Raw genomic sequence first — 13,179 nt, 5'->3', positions numbered from 1 at the left:
CGCACCACCGTGCCGGGGTGGGGACCGCCCTACCCCCGCCCGCGTGGGTAATAGTGCCGTCAGCGCGACCGGCAGTTGTGCCGTTTGACCACACTGGCCTCTTTCCTAGCGTGACTTTCACACCGCGCGGACCACCGCGCCCGGGGAATTCGCTTCAGGAAGGAGGTGGCCCGTCGATGTCCAGTCCGGGATTCCAGGCAGATTCCGCTGCTATGACGCGCGCCGTCCAGGGTTTCGAGGAAACCGCGACGAACGCCAAGTCCACGATGGCCAGCTTGGAGTCCGAGCTGACCGAGGCCCTGCGCAACTACAAGGGTGACCAGGCCGTGGCCTTCTGGGACCTGCAGCGGCGGCTGCAGGAGAAGATGTCCGCCGCGGTGAAGGAGCTCGACACGATGTCGCAGCTCGTGCACACCAGCCACGCGAACTACGGCCGCGGCGACGCCGACGTCCACCAGAGCTTCCAGGGGGTCGGCCACACCCTCGAGGGCTCGGGCGTGCTCCCCCGACTCAACCCCTGACCGAGAGGACGCCCACCATGGCCGACGTCGTCGAAATCAACTTCGCCGCGCTGCAGCACAGCTCGGCATCCCTGGCCGCCAAGGCCAAGGCGCTCACCTCGCAGCTGGAGCAGCTGCACCAGAACCTGCAGCCGATCACCGCGACCTGGTACGCCTCCGGCAGCTCCGCCGGTGACGCCGCCCGCCAGGCCGAGACGCGCCTGCGCCAGGCCACCGCGGACATCGTCGCGATCATCGCGCAGTTCGGCGGGAAGGTCGGCGAGGCGCACGACCTCCAGCAGTCGCTGGAGAACCGCAACCAGGGCCTGTTCGCGGGCTGACCCGCGCCCCAGACGTCGGTCGGCCGGTGCGGGAAACCCCCCGCTCGCACCGGCCGACCGGCTTTCCCCTTCCGCGTCCGTGCGACAAGAGAGCCGGGACCCGATGCACGACCAGTCGTACTACGTCCACCTGGAATCGCTGAAGGACTTCGTGCGGGAGCTGGAAACCCAGATCCACGCGATGGCCAAGCCGAACGACTTCCTGCTCACCCTGGGCGAAGAGCCGCTGCTGTTCGGCGAGTTCGGCGAGGCCGGGTCGCTGGCCGACGCCCACCGCGCCGCCGTCTCGGAGATGCAGGGCCTGCTCGACCAGGTCCGCAGCGCGATCGGGTTCGCCCAGGACGTGACCACCACGGTCGCCGACGGCTACTCCAGCGCCGACCAGTCGGTCGCCGGTGACCTGCACGCTTCGGGCGCCGTCACCGGCCTGCTCGACCCGGTGCTGGGCCTGCTCGGCGGCGGAGACACGGACGGGAGCCGCAAGGGATGACGAACACCGCGCACACGAACTTCGCCGCCTACAGCCACCAGCAGCTGTACGCGATGCTGCAGGCGGGCGACCCGAACAGCGCCCGGCACGCCGCCGACAAGTGGCAGTCCGCCGCGCGGCACCTGCACGAGCAGGCGCACAACCTGAACTCGGAACTGACCGAGTTCTCCGGCCAGTGGACCGGCGGCGCGGCCGAGCAGTACCAGCACATGATCACCGACCTCGCGAACGGCATCTCGAAGGTGGCGCAGACCGCGGAGGCGATGAACGTGATGCTCGGCGACGCCGCCGACGCGCTGGTGAAGGCCAAGAAGGAGATGCCGCCGCCGGTCGCGGTGCCGGACGTCGCCCCCGCCGACGTCGCGCTCGCGGTGAACCCGCCGCTGCTGCCGCCGGACGCCTCCCCCGCCGTCGTGCAGGCCGCGGCGCAGCAGCGCCAGCAGGCCATCGCGAACGTCGAAGCGCAGCAGGCCGCGGCGAACGCCGCCGGCTCGGCGCACGGCAAGGCCATCGCTGTCATGACGCAGCTGGCCGGGGAGTACACCGTCGCCGAGGAGTCGATCCCGGCTTCGCCGAACGCCGTGCAGACGCCCACCACCCCGCCGGCCGGCGGCGGCGCGGGCAGCACCGGTTCGCCGGGGCTCGTCGGCAACGGCCTGACCGCACCCGGCGTCGTCGTCACGCCCACCGACGGGCACCCGCTGCCCGGCGCGGGCGGGACGACCGTGGTGCCGGGCACGACCGTGCCGACGTCGAACCCGCTGTTCGGCGACATGTTCACCGCCGGGCTCGCCGCGGCTTCGGCCGCCGCGTTCGGCCGGTTCGGCTCGATCATGCCGAAGGTGCCGTCCTGGGCGACCGGCAAGGACCCGAAGGACGACGAGGACCAGCCGCCGGGCACGAAGCTCGGCGGGGGCGGCGCCGGCGTCGAGGGTGGCACCGGCGGCGGCATCCCGATCGGCGGCGGTGACGCGCCTTCGTTCGGCGGTGGCGGCGGTGGCGTCCCGGTCGGTGGCGGGCTGACCGGTCCCGGCGAAGCACCGGCGGCGCACTCCGGCCTGGCCGGCGACGGCGGCGCGGGCAACGCGCTGAGCGGGCTCGCCGGCAGTGCGGCCGGTGCCGCGGGCGCGGCGGCGGCCAAGAGCGCGATGCCGATGATGCCCATGATGCCGATGGGCATGGGCGGCGGCGGGGACATGGGCTCCGGGCGGCGGATCCCGGCGTGGCTGGTGGAGACGGAGAACGTCTGGGGCCAGTCGGCGCCGGTCGCGCCGCCGGTCATCGGCGAAGACGGCGTCTGATGACCGCGGCGGGCTACCGCGTGGCCCCGGCCCGCCTCGACGCGGTCGCCGGCGAGTCCGGTTCCCGCGCCGAGGCGCTCGCGCAGGCGCAGTCGGCGGTGGCGGGCGAGAAGGTGCCGGCCACCGCGTTCGGCCGGGTGGGCGAGTCCGCCGCCGCGGCCAAGACGTTCGAGAAGACCATGACGGAGCTCGGTGCGAAGCTCGAGTCGCACGTGGCCCGGCTGCGGATCATCCAAAGTGGACTCACCGCGTGCGCCGCCGGGTACCGGCGCGCCGACGCGCAGGTCGCGGCGATGTACCGGGCGCTGCTGCCCGAGGACCCGTTGCCGCGGGCCGGGAATCCCGCCGGGATCGGTGGTACGGCGGACACCGGGGCGTGGGCGCACGCGATCGCGGGCAACCGCGTCAAGGTCGCCGACGCGCTGACCGCCGAGCGGGCGCGGCTGGCCGCGTCGACCGACGGCGACGAGATCGCGCGGTCGCGGGCGCGGATCAAGCTGTACGAAGACATCCTCGCGCACGACCGGCAGATCCTCCGGTTCGACCCGGCGGGCAACGGCCGGATCGCCGAGCTCGTCGGGCACATCGAGCCGGGGACGCGCAACGTCGGGCTGTTCGTGCCCGGCGTCAACACGCAGATGGCGAACTTCGACGCCTACGCCGGCCTCGGGCGCAGCCTGGTGGCCGCGGACCCGTCCGGGCGCACCGCGGTCGTCGTCTGGGCCGACGGGGTGTTCCCGCAGGGCCCGGTGGCGCAGGGGCCGGACGCGAGCTACGCGCAGGCGATGGCGCCGGACCTGAAGCACTTCGCCGACGACCTGCGCGGCGAGATCGCGGGCCACGCCGGTTCCGGCGTCACGCTGACCGCGATCGGGCACAGCTACGGCGGGGCGACGGTCGGGCTGGCGGAGGCGCACGGCCTCGACGTCGACCGTGTCCTGCACGTCGAGTCGGCCGGCATGGGCCACGGCGTGTGGTCCCCGGCCGACCTGCCGCCGAGCCAGGCGGGGGTCCGGCGGTTCTCGATGACGGCGCCGCTCGACCCGATCGTGCTCGCCCAGGGCAACGCGTGGGGCCTGGAGTGGACGGGCATCGGCCACGGCGCGGACCCGGACGTCTTCCCCGGCGTCACCGAGCTCGGCACCGGCAACGACGCTTCCGGTTCGCCGTTGTGGGGCGTGTCGTCGCACAACGACGTCCTGAAGCCGGGTTCGGACTCGTGGACGAACATCTACCGCGTCCTCACCTCGGGCGGTGACCTGCGGTGACCCCGGAACTGACCCGCCTGGCGGCCGAGCTGACCACGGTGATCGACGACGTCGCGGCGGCCTTCGGCGCGCCGGCGGACCCGACGGTCTCGGGCGAACTGGACTGCGACCCGACCCACCCGGGACGCCTGCTGTGCTGGCAGTACGGGGTCCGGGTGGAACACCCGGCGTCCCCGGAAGCCCGCCTGGCGTCGTACGTCCCGGAGCTGCACCGCGCCGGCTGGCAGTCCCACGACCGCAGCACCCCCGCCGAGCACATCACCCGCTTCACCCGCGAAGGCGCGGACTTCACGGTCCACATCGCGAGCGCTGTCACGATCATCGGCTCCACCCGCCCCGTCCCCGCCTGACGCGATGCCCCGCCAATCACACGTGATGCCCCTCCAGTCACGCGAGATCCCCCTCCAATCACACGAGTCCCGTCCCCAATCACACGAATCCCGTCCCGAATCACGCGAGTCCCGTCTCTGATCACGCGGATCCCGAGTCCCGTCCTTGACCGCGGCATCCGACCCTCCAGGTACGCAAGTCGACCCTCTAGGTACGCAAGTCGACTGTTCCGGTACGCGGGACTCGCGTGTGCAGAAGCGGAACTCGCGTGATCAGGGACGGAACTCGCGTGACGGAAGGCGGATCTCGCGTGATCGAGCGGGCATCACTCGTGATCGGAGGGGCATCACTCGTGATTGGGCGGGCATCACGGGGTGAAGCGGGTGGGGCGCCAGGCTCGGCGGCGGGCGCGGCGGACCGCCGCCACGGTCACCCCGGCGGCCGCGGCCAACGCGACCCCGGCCAGCGCGAGCGTGCCCGCCGCGACGTCGGGCCGGTGCGGGGCGGGAGCGGCGGCCGGGACCACGGCGGGAGCCGAGGCCGGAGCGGGAACCACGCCCGGCGGCGAAACGTCCGCCGGCAGGGTGGACGACACCGCCGCGTACGCGTCCAGCACTCCCCAGCCCAGCCGCGGGTCGTGCCCGCCGGACGACGGGCGGTGGGCCGTCAACGTCAGGCGCGTGACGACCTGGTCGCCGGACAGCGACGGGTGGTACGCCCGCACCAAGGCCGCCACCCCGGCGACGTAGGCCGCCGCGAGGCTCGGGTCGGTCACCGGCCAGCGGTGGGCCACCGCGCCGCCCGCTCCCGCCGACGTGCTCACCAGGTTCGCGCCCGGCGCCGCGACGCCGAGGTAGTCCCCCGCTTCCGTCTGCACCGGCTCGCCCGCGGGGTTCACCGACCCGACGGCCAGCACCCCGGACGTCGCCGTCGGGAACGTCCGCGCGCCCTGCTGGGTCGCCGACGCCGCCGAGACGACCACCGCCCCCGCCGTCCGCGCCCGCGAAACCGCCGCCGACAACGCCGGGCTGTCCGCGGCCGTCGGCACGGCGATCAGGATCACGCCCGCCCGCCGGTCCACGGCCTTGTCGATCGCCTCGGCCAGCGCGCCCGGGTCGCCGCCGTCGGACGTCGTGTACCGGAGCGGCAGCAGCCGCACGCCGGGTGCGACGCCGGCGAACGTCGTCGACGGATCCGGCTGCGCGCCGACGATCCCGGCTGCGATCGTGCCGCGGCCGTCGCAGTCGGCAGTCTCGGTGCCCGCCCCGCCCTGGAGCTGGCCGGGCGCGAACTGCGTGTTCTGCGCGTCGACGCCGGTGCCGACCACGGCCACCAGCTGCCCCTCGCCCCGCGTCAGCGGCCAGAGCCGCGCCGGGTCGACCAGGCGCTGACCCCACGGGACCTCGCCGGTGTAGGTGCCGGACGGATTCGCGCAGCCCTGCGCCGAAGCGGCCGGCGCGAGGAACCCGCCCGACGCCGCCACCAGGCCCGCCACCGCGAGCACCGCCGGTAACCGCACCCGAACCCCCGAAGCCGAAAGACGGTGGCGGAAAAGGACTTCCGCCACCGCCAGTCTAGCCCGGAACCGGGCGTCAGCGAAGGTCCATGCCGAGATCCAACGCCGGTGAGGAATGCGTCAGCCCGCCCACCGACAGGTAGTCCACTCCGGACTGCGCGTAGGCCCTACCACGATCCAAGGTGAGCCCACCAGAGGATTCCAGCCGCGTCTTCGGGGAAACTTCGTCGCGGCGCGCGACGGCCCGGCGGCACTCCTCCGGCGTGAAGTTGTCCAGCAGCACCTCGTCCGCCCCGGCGGCCAGCGCTTCCTCGAGCTGCGCGAGCGTGTCGACCTCGACTTCGCAGGCCAGTTCCGGCGCGTGCGCGCGCGCCGCTTCCAGCGCCGCCGTCACCGAACCCGCCGCGACGACGTGGTTGTCCTTGATCAGCACCGCGTCGCCGAGGCCCAGCCGGTGGTTGACGCCGCCGCCGCAGCGGACAGCGTACTTCTGCAGCAGCCGCAGGCCCGGCAACGTCTTGCGGGAGTCCCGGATCGCGCACCCGGTTCCGTCCACTTCGGACACCCAGGCGGCGGTCGCGGTGGCGACGCCGGAGAGGTGGCACAGCAGGTTCAGCGCCGTCCGCTCGGCGGTGAGCAGCCCGCGCACCGGGCCGGCCAGCACCAGCGCCGGCTCCCCCGCGACCAGCCGGTCGCCGTCCTCGCGCCGGGCCAGGACCTCGTAGCCGTCGCCCAGGACCATGTCGAAGACCGCGAGCGCCACCGGCAGCCCGGCGACGACGCCGTCGACGCGCGGGGTCAGCTCGGCCACCGCGGTCGCCTCGGCCGGCACCGTCGACGCCGTCGTCGCGTCCGGCCCGTACCGCAGGTCCTCGCCCAGCGCCGTGGAAACCACGCGCTCGACGTCGTCGACGTCCAGCCCGGAGGCCGCGATCAGGCGGCGGACGGTGTCGGAGATCGGGAACGTCATGCCACGCCCTCCAGGGGGATCGGGTCGGCCAGCACGGGCTGGCCGGACGGGCTGAGCCGGATGAGCTGGCTGCGCCGCCAGCCGTCGTCGCGCGCGGGGAAGTCCGACCGCACGTGGCAGCCGCGCGACTCGGTGCGCCGGACGGCCGCGGCGAGCAACGCCTGCGCCACCACCGTCAGCGCGGCGTCCTCGACGCCCGCGTGTGTCCACAACGGAGTGTCCGAAATCGACAGATCGAGCACGGAACCGGCGGCGGCGAGCCCGTCGGCGTCCCGGCCGATGGCCGCGTACCGGCTCATCACCCGCTGCAGGGAGTCGCGGTCCGCCGCCGGCGCGGTGGTCCGCGACGGCAGCCGGCCCCGCGCCGGATCGGCCAGCAACCCGGCCGCGAGGTCCGCCGCGACGGCCTCCGCGACGCGCTGCCCGACGACCAGTCCTTCGAGCAAGCTGTTGGACGCCAAGCGGTTCGCGCCGTGCAGGCCGGTCCGCGCCACCTCACCGGCGGCGTAGAGCCCGGCCACCGACGAGCGGCCGTCCACAGTGGTCACCACGCCGCCGCACGAGAAGTGCGCGGCCGGGGTGACCGGGATCGGGTCCACGGCCGGGTCGAGCCCCAGCGCCGCGCACGCCGCGAACACCGTCGGGAACCGCTGCGCGAACCCCGCGATCGAAGTCGCGTCGAGGAAGACGTGGTCGTCGACGCCACCCGGCGCGGTCGCCATCCGCCGCGTGATCGCCCCCGCGACGACGTCCCGCGGCGCCAGGTCGCCGAGCGGGTGCACGCCCCGCATCACCGGCAGGCCGGCGCCGTCGACCAGCGTCGCCCCCTCGCCGCGCACCGCTTCGGTGACCAGCGGGCAGCGGCCGCGCGCGCCCGGGGTGTAGAGGACGGTCGGGTGGAACTGCACGAATTCGATGTCCGCCACGGCCGCGCCGGCCCGCAGCGCGAGCGCGAGCCCGTCGCCGGTGGCCAGCTCCGGGTTCGAGGTCGCCTGGTAGAGCTGCCCGAGCCCGCCGCTGGCGACCACCACGGCCGACGCGCGGACGACGCCGGGCACACCGTGGCGGTCGAGCACCGTGACGCCGGCGACCCGGCCGCCCGGGGTGAGCAGCGCGTCGACGGCGATGTGGTGCTCGAGCACCGGCACCCCCGCCCGCCCGGCCTGCGCGACCAGGGCGCGTTCGACCTCGGCGCCGGTCGCGTCGCCGCCCGCGTGGATGACGCGGAACGCACTGTGCCCGCCCTCGCGGGCCCGCGCGAGCAGGCCGTTCCCGGCGCCGTCGAACTGCGCGCCGCCGGCCCGCAGCCGGGCGACCGCGGCCGGCCCGCCGTCGAGGATCGAGCGCGCGGCCACCTCGTCGCACAGACCGGCGCCCGCGGTGAAGGTGTCCTCCGCGTGCTTGGCGACCGAGTCGTCGAGGTCGTGCTGGTCCGCCAGGACCACGGCGACGCCGCCCTGGGCCCAGCGCGTGTTGCCGTCGGCGACGGCGCCCTTGGTGATCACCAGGACGTGCAACCCGAGGGCCTGGGCCCGCAGCGCCGCGGTCAGCCCCGCGACCCCGCTGCCGATCACGACGAGGTCGGCACGGGCTTCCCAGACCGGGGTTTTCGCCTGTGGGTCATTAACCGGCGTGGTCATTCGCCGCCGCCGGGCTGCCCGATTTCGATCATCCGCTGCACCGAAGCGCGGGCGCGGGCGGCCGTTTCGACGTCGACGTGGACCTCGTCGAGGCCGTCACGCAGGCAGCGCAGCAGCGCGGCGGGCGTGATCATCTTCATGTACCGGCAGGACGCGCGGTCGTTCACCGCCCGGAAGTCGATGCCCGGCGCGGCCTTGCGGAGCTGGTGGATCATGCCGATCTCGGTCGCCACCAGGACGGTCTTCGCCCGGGTGTCGCGGGCCTCGTGGACCATGTCGCCGGTCGAGAGGATCTTGACCCGCTCCGGCGCCACCGCGCCCTCGCCGGCCAGGTAGAGCGCCGAGGTGGCGCAGCCGCACTCGGGGTGAATGAACAGGTCGGCGTCCGGGTCCTCGGCCGCGCGCTCGGCCAGCTCGGCGCCGTTGATGCCGGCGTGGACGTGACACTCCCCGGCCCAGATGTGCATGTTCTCCCGGCCCGTGACGCGCTTGACGTGCGCACCGAGGAACTGGTCCGGCAGGAAGAGAACCTCCTGGTCGGCGGGGATGCTCGCGACGACGTCGACGGCGTTCGAGGACGTGCAGCAGATGTCGGTCTCGGCCTTCACCTCGGCCGTGGTGTTGACGTAGGAGACGACCACCGCGCCCGGGTGCTCGGCCTTCCAGGCCCGCAGCTGCGCGCCGGTGATGGAGTCGGCGAGCGAGCAGCCGGCCCGCGCGTCCGGGATCAGGACGGTCTTCCCGGGCGAAAGGATCTTCGCGGTCTCGGCCATGAAGTGCACACCGCAGAAGACGATGGTGGAGGCGTCGCTGCTCGCCGCGATCCGGCTCAGCGCGAGGGAGTCGCCGGTGTGGTCGGCGATGTCCTGGATCTCCGGGACCTGGTAGTTGTGCGCGAGCAGGACCGCGTCGCGCTGCTTCGCCAGGCGCCGCACCTCCTCGGCCCAAGCCGCGTTCGCCTCGACCCCGCCGTAGGGGGTGAGGTCCTGTTCGAGCGTCGAAGTCATGCTGGCCCTCCTGGACCGGTCTCCGGTTTTCGCCTTATAATCGAAAACCGTGCGAAGTCATCTTAACACCCAGGCACCTCTGGCCCACGAGGTTTTGGGAGCGGTCCTTCAAGTGCGCTCGGACACACTCCGGGTGCTGCTGTGGCGCCGCGCGCTCGACCCGCACCTCGGCCGGTGGTCGCTGCCGGGTGGCCGGCTGCGGCCCGACGAGGACGTCGAGACGTCGATCCGGCGCCAGCTCGCGGAGAAGGTGGACGTCCGCCAGCTCAAGCACGTCGAGCAGCTCGCGGTGTTCAGCGACCCGGACCGGGTGCCGGGGCCGCGCGTGGTGGCGACGGCGTTCCTCGGGCTCGTGCCCTCGGACGTCGACCCCGAGGTGCCGGAGGACACCGAGTGGCACGACGTCGCGAAGCTGCCGCGGACGGCGTTCGACCACGAGGCGATCGTGCTGCGCGCCCGCGACCGGCTGCGCTCGAAGCTGTCCTACACCAACCTGGGGTTCGCGCTGGCCCCCGACGAGTTCACGATTTCCGCGCTGCGCGGCCTGTATTCGGCGGCGCTGGGTTACCGCGTCTCGGCGACGAACCTGCAGCGCGTGCTGTCCCGGCGCGGTCTGCTGGTGCCGACGGGGCACACGGCGCCGCCGGGCCGCGCGGGCGGGCGCCCGGCGGCACTGTTCTCCTTCGCCGGCAAGGGCATGCAGATCACCGACCCCTTTGCGGTGTTCAAACCACCCAACCGGTGACCATCCTGCGCCGACGGCGTTCTCCCCTTACGGTGGACGGGTGACCGAGCCGGAATCGGAAAGTGACGCGACGACGACGATCCTGCCGTTGTTCCCGCTTCAAACCGTGCTGCTGCCCGGCACCAAGCTCCCGCTGCACATCTTCGAACCCCGGTACCGGCAGCTGACGGCGGACCTGGTGAGCGGCACGGTGCCGGGCCGCGAGTTCGGCGTGGTCGCGCTGCGGTCGTCGCTGACCCGCGAAGTCAGTGGTCTGGACCAGCTGTACGAGATCGGCTGCAGCACGGTGCTGCGCGAGGCCAAGCGCCTGCCGGACGGCCGGTTCGACGTGGTGACGGAGGCCCGCCGCCGCTTCCGCCTGCGCGACCTGGACTGCGTCTCGGCCCCGTACCTGATCGCCTCGGTGGAGTGGGTGGACGACGACCCGGCCACCCCGGCGGGCGGCATGGCCGAGCGCCTGGCGACGGTGGCCCGCACGGCCCACGAGCGCTACTGCGAAACGGCCTGGCGCAGCGACGACTGGCAGGCCCCACCGGCGGACACGACGCTCACCGAGCTGGCGTACGCCCTGGCGGCGGACTGCCTGCTCCCGCTGGAGGACCGCCAGCGCCTGCTGGAGGAGCGCCACCCCCTGCGCCGGCTGCGCATCGCCTGCCGCCTGCTGACGCGCGAGGCGGGGTTCCTGAACACGCTGGGCGCGGTGCCGGTGCCCCCGGGCGAGCTGACCGACCTCAGCCGGCCGGCCAGCTTGAACTGAGCCTGAGGCCCCCACAGAACGTGCCCCACCCGTCCCTGGGGGCTGACCCCGGTCCAGTCTATCGGCCACCACCGACAAGAACCGGCGGAACAGCGCAGTTGTCCACACCCGAGCCGACCTGGGGACAACCCCGGCCGGCCCGGGCGTCAAGCCTCAGCCCTCAGTCCTCAGAGCCGTTGCCGAACGTGCTCCACACCTTCCCCGCCGCCCCGGAAGCCCTCACGTGACGCCGGGCCGAAGTCGCCCAGGCCGAACGCCACAAGCCGGCAAAGGTCCACGGCCAGTTCGAACCGACCGACCACCCCCACAGAACAGGCCCCACCCATCCCTGGGGGCTGACCCCGGTCCAGTCTATCGGCCACCACCGACAAGAACCGGCGGCAAAGCCGGAGGCCCCCAAGGGTGTCCACAATCAGCCACCCCTGGGGACAACCCCGCAACGGCACCCGAAATACCGCCGTGACGTGCAGAACAGCGCACCCCTCGACCAACCGGGCCACCGAACGTTCGCCCCAAGCGCAACGGGCAAGAGAGGCAACGCACGAGAGCTACCGCGACCACCAGTAACCGCCCCGCCACCAGCGGAAACAGCACACCGGCAGAACCTCAGTCCTCCGACCCGTTGCCGAACTTGCTCCACACCTTCCCCGCCGCCCCGGAAACCGCCTCCCCGACATCGCTGAACGCCTTCGTCAGCGGGTCCGTCGACGAGTTCCACGAGTCCTTGTACGACTTGGCCGCCGACTTGAGGTCGTCCTTCCAGTCCGACCCCGGGGAGTCGGCATCCCGGCGCGCGTAATCGCCCGCCAGGATCGCGCGGTACTCCCCCGATGCCGCCCACTTCTGCAGCTGCGCCGCGCGGACCACCGCGAACGGGTGCGACTCCGTCTCGACCGAGCGCAGCTTGAGGAAGCTGTCGCGGATGTCCTCGACCGACTCGTACTCCGCGGCCTGCTGCAGGAACGACGGGACGTCGATGCGCGCCGGGTCGATGCCGCCGGCCACCTGGATCTGGGCGCGCAGCGCCGCCGTCGGGTCCTGGCTGCACAGCAGCCCGGCCCGGTCGCACGACAGCTCGGCCTTGCGGAACCACTCGCGCAGCGCCGCGATCACCGCGCGGATGCCCAAAGCGCTGATCGGCGTCCACGACATCACCAGCTGCAGGTTGATCAGGCGCACCATGATCGTGCGGTACACCGCGTGCCCGGACAGCACGTGCCCCATCTCGTGCCCGAGCACGAACCGCAGGGACTCCTGGCCCATCAGCTCGACGAGCCCGGTGCTGACGCGGATGAACGGCTCGTCCATGCCGACCGTCTCCGCCCGCACCCGCGGGTCCTGGAAGACGAACACGTTCGGCACCGCGGGCAGGTCGAGCGTCTCGGCGCACTCGTGGCGCAGCCGCTCCAGCTCCGGGTACTGCTTCGGCCCGACGCGGATCGACGACGCCAGCGCCATCAGGCGCTCGCCGCGCTCGTTGTAGAAGCCCGAAACGGCCTTGACGACCTGGGCGAAGCCGGGCACCGCGCGCAACGTCGCGAGCGCGCCGCGGTCCACCGGGTGCTCGTACGCGCGTGGGCTGATGCCGGGAAAGCGGACGGCGTTGTGCCGCGATGCTTCGATGTCCTCGGTCACTGCTGGTTCCCCCCTGTAGGTGACGCAGCACACTTTAGGGGAAAACGCTTCAGCCGAGGCGGCGCCCCAGGTCGTCGCGCCCGTTCCAGGTGGCGAGCAGGCTGTAGGCGATGGAGACGCCGAGCGGGCCGGTCAGCAGCACCCACCACGACTCCAGCCGCGGCGCCAGCTCGATCACCGAGCCCAGCGTGGGCGGGGTGGCGATGGCGTGGAAAGCGTTCGCCCAGCCGACGCCGATCAGCTTGGCGAGCGCAGCGGCGAGCGTGACGCCGAGCACCGCGGCGAGGAAGACCACCGGGCCACGCCGTTCCCGCAGCAGCCAGACGACGACGCCGGCGACGATCCCCAGCCCGAGCGTGAGGAACCCGAAGATCGCCAGGTCGTCGAAGCGGTGCCAGCTCTCCAGCTCGAGGGCGCCCTGGGTGCCGTCGGCGTCGACGATGCGCACCCGCTCCGGCGGCGCGAGCAGCGCCCACGCGAGGGCGAGCGGGAAGCACAGCACGGTGAGGACGCCGAACACGCCGATGGCGGGCAGCAGATCGGCCTTCACGACGACTCGCGGCCGCCGATCCCGGAAGAGCACGGGCACCGACCACGGACCGGCCACGGCCGACGGCCGGTGCGCGGGTCCCGACGACTCACTCACCCGGACTCCTTCCTGCGATTCCTGCCACCGAGC

14 protein-coding genes are annotated in these 13,179 nt (G+C 73.2%); 8 read left to right on the top strand and 6 right to left on the bottom strand.

All coding sequences use genetic code 11. The annotated features are described in order from the left end of the window. Positions 1-176 precede the first annotated feature (176 nt). The 6 genes from ACLJPY_RS12970 (at position 177) to ACLJPY_RS12945 (ending at position 4,250) form a co-directional block, all read left to right on the top strand. Positions 177-521, top strand: a complete 345-nt coding sequence (locus ACLJPY_RS12970; protein ID WP_410588428.1) for a WXG100 family type VII secretion target — start codon at positions 177-179, stop codon at positions 519-521. 17 nt (positions 522-538) lie between these two features. Continuing rightward, complete coding sequence (locus tag ACLJPY_RS12965; protein ID WP_003057455.1) at positions 539-841, top strand: hypothetical protein; 303 nt, start codon at positions 539-541, stop codon at positions 839-841. A 103-nt stretch (positions 842-944) separates the two neighbouring features. After that, entirely contained in the window at positions 945-1,331 is a 387-nt protein-coding gene (locus tag ACLJPY_RS12960) for a hypothetical protein (RefSeq protein WP_410588427.1), read from the top strand. Then, a complete protein-coding gene (locus ACLJPY_RS12955; RefSeq protein ID WP_410588425.1) occupies positions 1,328-2,632 on the top strand; it encodes a WXG100 family type VII secretion target in 1,305 nt (434 codons plus the stop codon). The genes ACLJPY_RS12960 and ACLJPY_RS12955 overlap by 4 nt, the downstream gene beginning before the upstream one ends. After that, positions 2,632-3,900, top strand: coding sequence for an alpha/beta hydrolase (locus ACLJPY_RS12950; protein WP_410588423.1), 1,269 nt, complete (start codon positions 2,632-2,634; stop codon positions 3,898-3,900). The genes ACLJPY_RS12955 and ACLJPY_RS12950 overlap by 1 nt, the downstream gene beginning before the upstream one ends. After that, the gene (locus tag ACLJPY_RS12945; protein WP_410588421.1) at positions 3,897-4,250 is read left to right on the top strand and encodes a hypothetical protein; all 354 of its coding nucleotides are present in this window, start codon (positions 3,897-3,899) and stop codon (positions 4,248-4,250) included. The genes ACLJPY_RS12950 and ACLJPY_RS12945 overlap by 4 nt, the downstream gene beginning before the upstream one ends. 347 nt (positions 4,251-4,597) lie before the next feature. On the opposite strand, the gene ACLJPY_RS12940 is transcribed toward ACLJPY_RS12945, so the two are convergent. The 4 genes from ACLJPY_RS12940 to nadA form a co-directional block, all read right to left on the bottom strand. Further along, positions 4,598-5,734, bottom strand: coding sequence for a S8 family serine peptidase (locus tag ACLJPY_RS12940; RefSeq protein WP_410589184.1), 1,137 nt, complete (start codon positions 5,732-5,734; stop codon positions 4,598-4,600). A gap of 88 nt (positions 5,735-5,822) precedes the next feature. Beyond that, entirely contained in the window at positions 5,823-6,716 is an 894-nt protein-coding gene (gene nadC / locus ACLJPY_RS12935; RefSeq protein WP_410588419.1) for a carboxylating nicotinate-nucleotide diphosphorylase, read from the bottom strand. Then, positions 6,713-8,356, bottom strand: a complete 1,644-nt coding sequence (locus ACLJPY_RS12930; RefSeq protein WP_410588417.1) for an L-aspartate oxidase — start codon at positions 8,354-8,356, stop codon at positions 6,713-6,715. Before ACLJPY_RS12930 ends, nadC begins: the two co-directional genes overlap by 4 nt. Continuing rightward, a complete protein-coding gene (nadA, locus tag ACLJPY_RS12925) occupies positions 8,353-9,363 on the bottom strand; it encodes a quinolinate synthase NadA (protein WP_410588415.1) in 1,011 nt (336 codons plus the stop codon). The genes ACLJPY_RS12930 and nadA overlap by 4 nt, the downstream gene beginning before the upstream one ends. Positions 9,364-9,475: 112 nt before the next feature. Between nadA and ACLJPY_RS12920 the strand changes: the two genes are divergently transcribed. Next, complete coding sequence (locus ACLJPY_RS12920) at positions 9,476-10,108, top strand: NUDIX hydrolase (protein ID WP_103339831.1); 633 nt, start codon at positions 9,476-9,478, stop codon at positions 10,106-10,108. A 40-nt stretch (positions 10,109-10,148) separates the two neighbouring features. Continuing rightward, positions 10,149-10,865 carry an LON peptidase substrate-binding domain-containing protein gene (locus ACLJPY_RS12915; protein ID WP_410588413.1) on the top strand — a complete coding sequence of 239 codons (717 nt, stop codon included), beginning with the start codon at positions 10,149-10,151 and terminating at the stop codon, positions 10,863-10,865. A 606-nt stretch (positions 10,866-11,471) separates the two neighbouring features. Here the strand turns inward: ACLJPY_RS12915 and ACLJPY_RS12910 are convergent. After that, positions 11,472-12,500, bottom strand: coding sequence for a M48 family metallopeptidase (locus ACLJPY_RS12910; RefSeq protein ID WP_410588411.1), 1,029 nt, complete (start codon positions 12,498-12,500; stop codon positions 11,472-11,474). A gap of 49 nt (positions 12,501-12,549) precedes the next feature. Then, entirely contained in the window at positions 12,550-13,146 is a 597-nt protein-coding gene (locus tag ACLJPY_RS12905) for a DUF2567 domain-containing protein (protein ID WP_410588410.1), read from the bottom strand. Positions 13,147-13,179: the final 33 nt, after the last annotated feature.

Source organism: Amycolatopsis sp. lyj-23, assembly GCF_046549135.1.
GTDB lineage: Bacteria > Actinomycetota > Actinomycetes > Mycobacteriales > Pseudonocardiaceae > Amycolatopsis.
Note: the sequence above shows the minus strand (reverse complement) of the source record. Positions and strands in the feature narration are given on the sequence as shown.

Excerpts from the sequence above, each read along its gene's own strand:
- ACLJPY_RS12970 (WP_410588428.1), top strand. The coding sequence starts at position 177 with ATGTCCAGTCCGGGATTCCAGGCAGATTCCGCTGCTATGACGCGCGCC.
- ACLJPY_RS12965 (WP_003057455.1), top strand. The coding sequence starts at position 539 with ATGGCCGACGTCGTCGAAATCAACTTCGCCGCGCTGCAGCACAGCTCG.
- ACLJPY_RS12960 (WP_410588427.1), top strand. The coding sequence starts at position 945 with ATGCACGACCAGTCGTACTACGTCCACCTGGAATCGCTGAAGGACTTC.
- ACLJPY_RS12955 (WP_410588425.1), top strand. The coding sequence starts at position 1,328 with ATGACGAACACCGCGCACACGAACTTCGCCGCCTACAGCCACCAGCAG.
- ACLJPY_RS12950 (WP_410588423.1), top strand. The coding sequence starts at position 2,632 with ATGACCGCGGCGGGCTACCGCGTGGCCCCGGCCCGCCTCGACGCGGTC.
- nadC (WP_410588419.1), bottom strand. The coding sequence starts at position 6,716 with ATGACGTTCCCGATCTCCGACACCGTCCGCCGCCTGATCGCGGCCTCC.
- ACLJPY_RS12930 (WP_410588417.1), bottom strand. The coding sequence starts at position 8,356 with ATGACCACGCCGGTTAATGACCCACAGGCGAAAACCCCGGTCTGGGAA.
- nadA (WP_410588415.1), bottom strand. The coding sequence starts at position 9,363 with ATGACTTCGACGCTCGAACAGGACCTCACCCCCTACGGCGGGGTCGAG.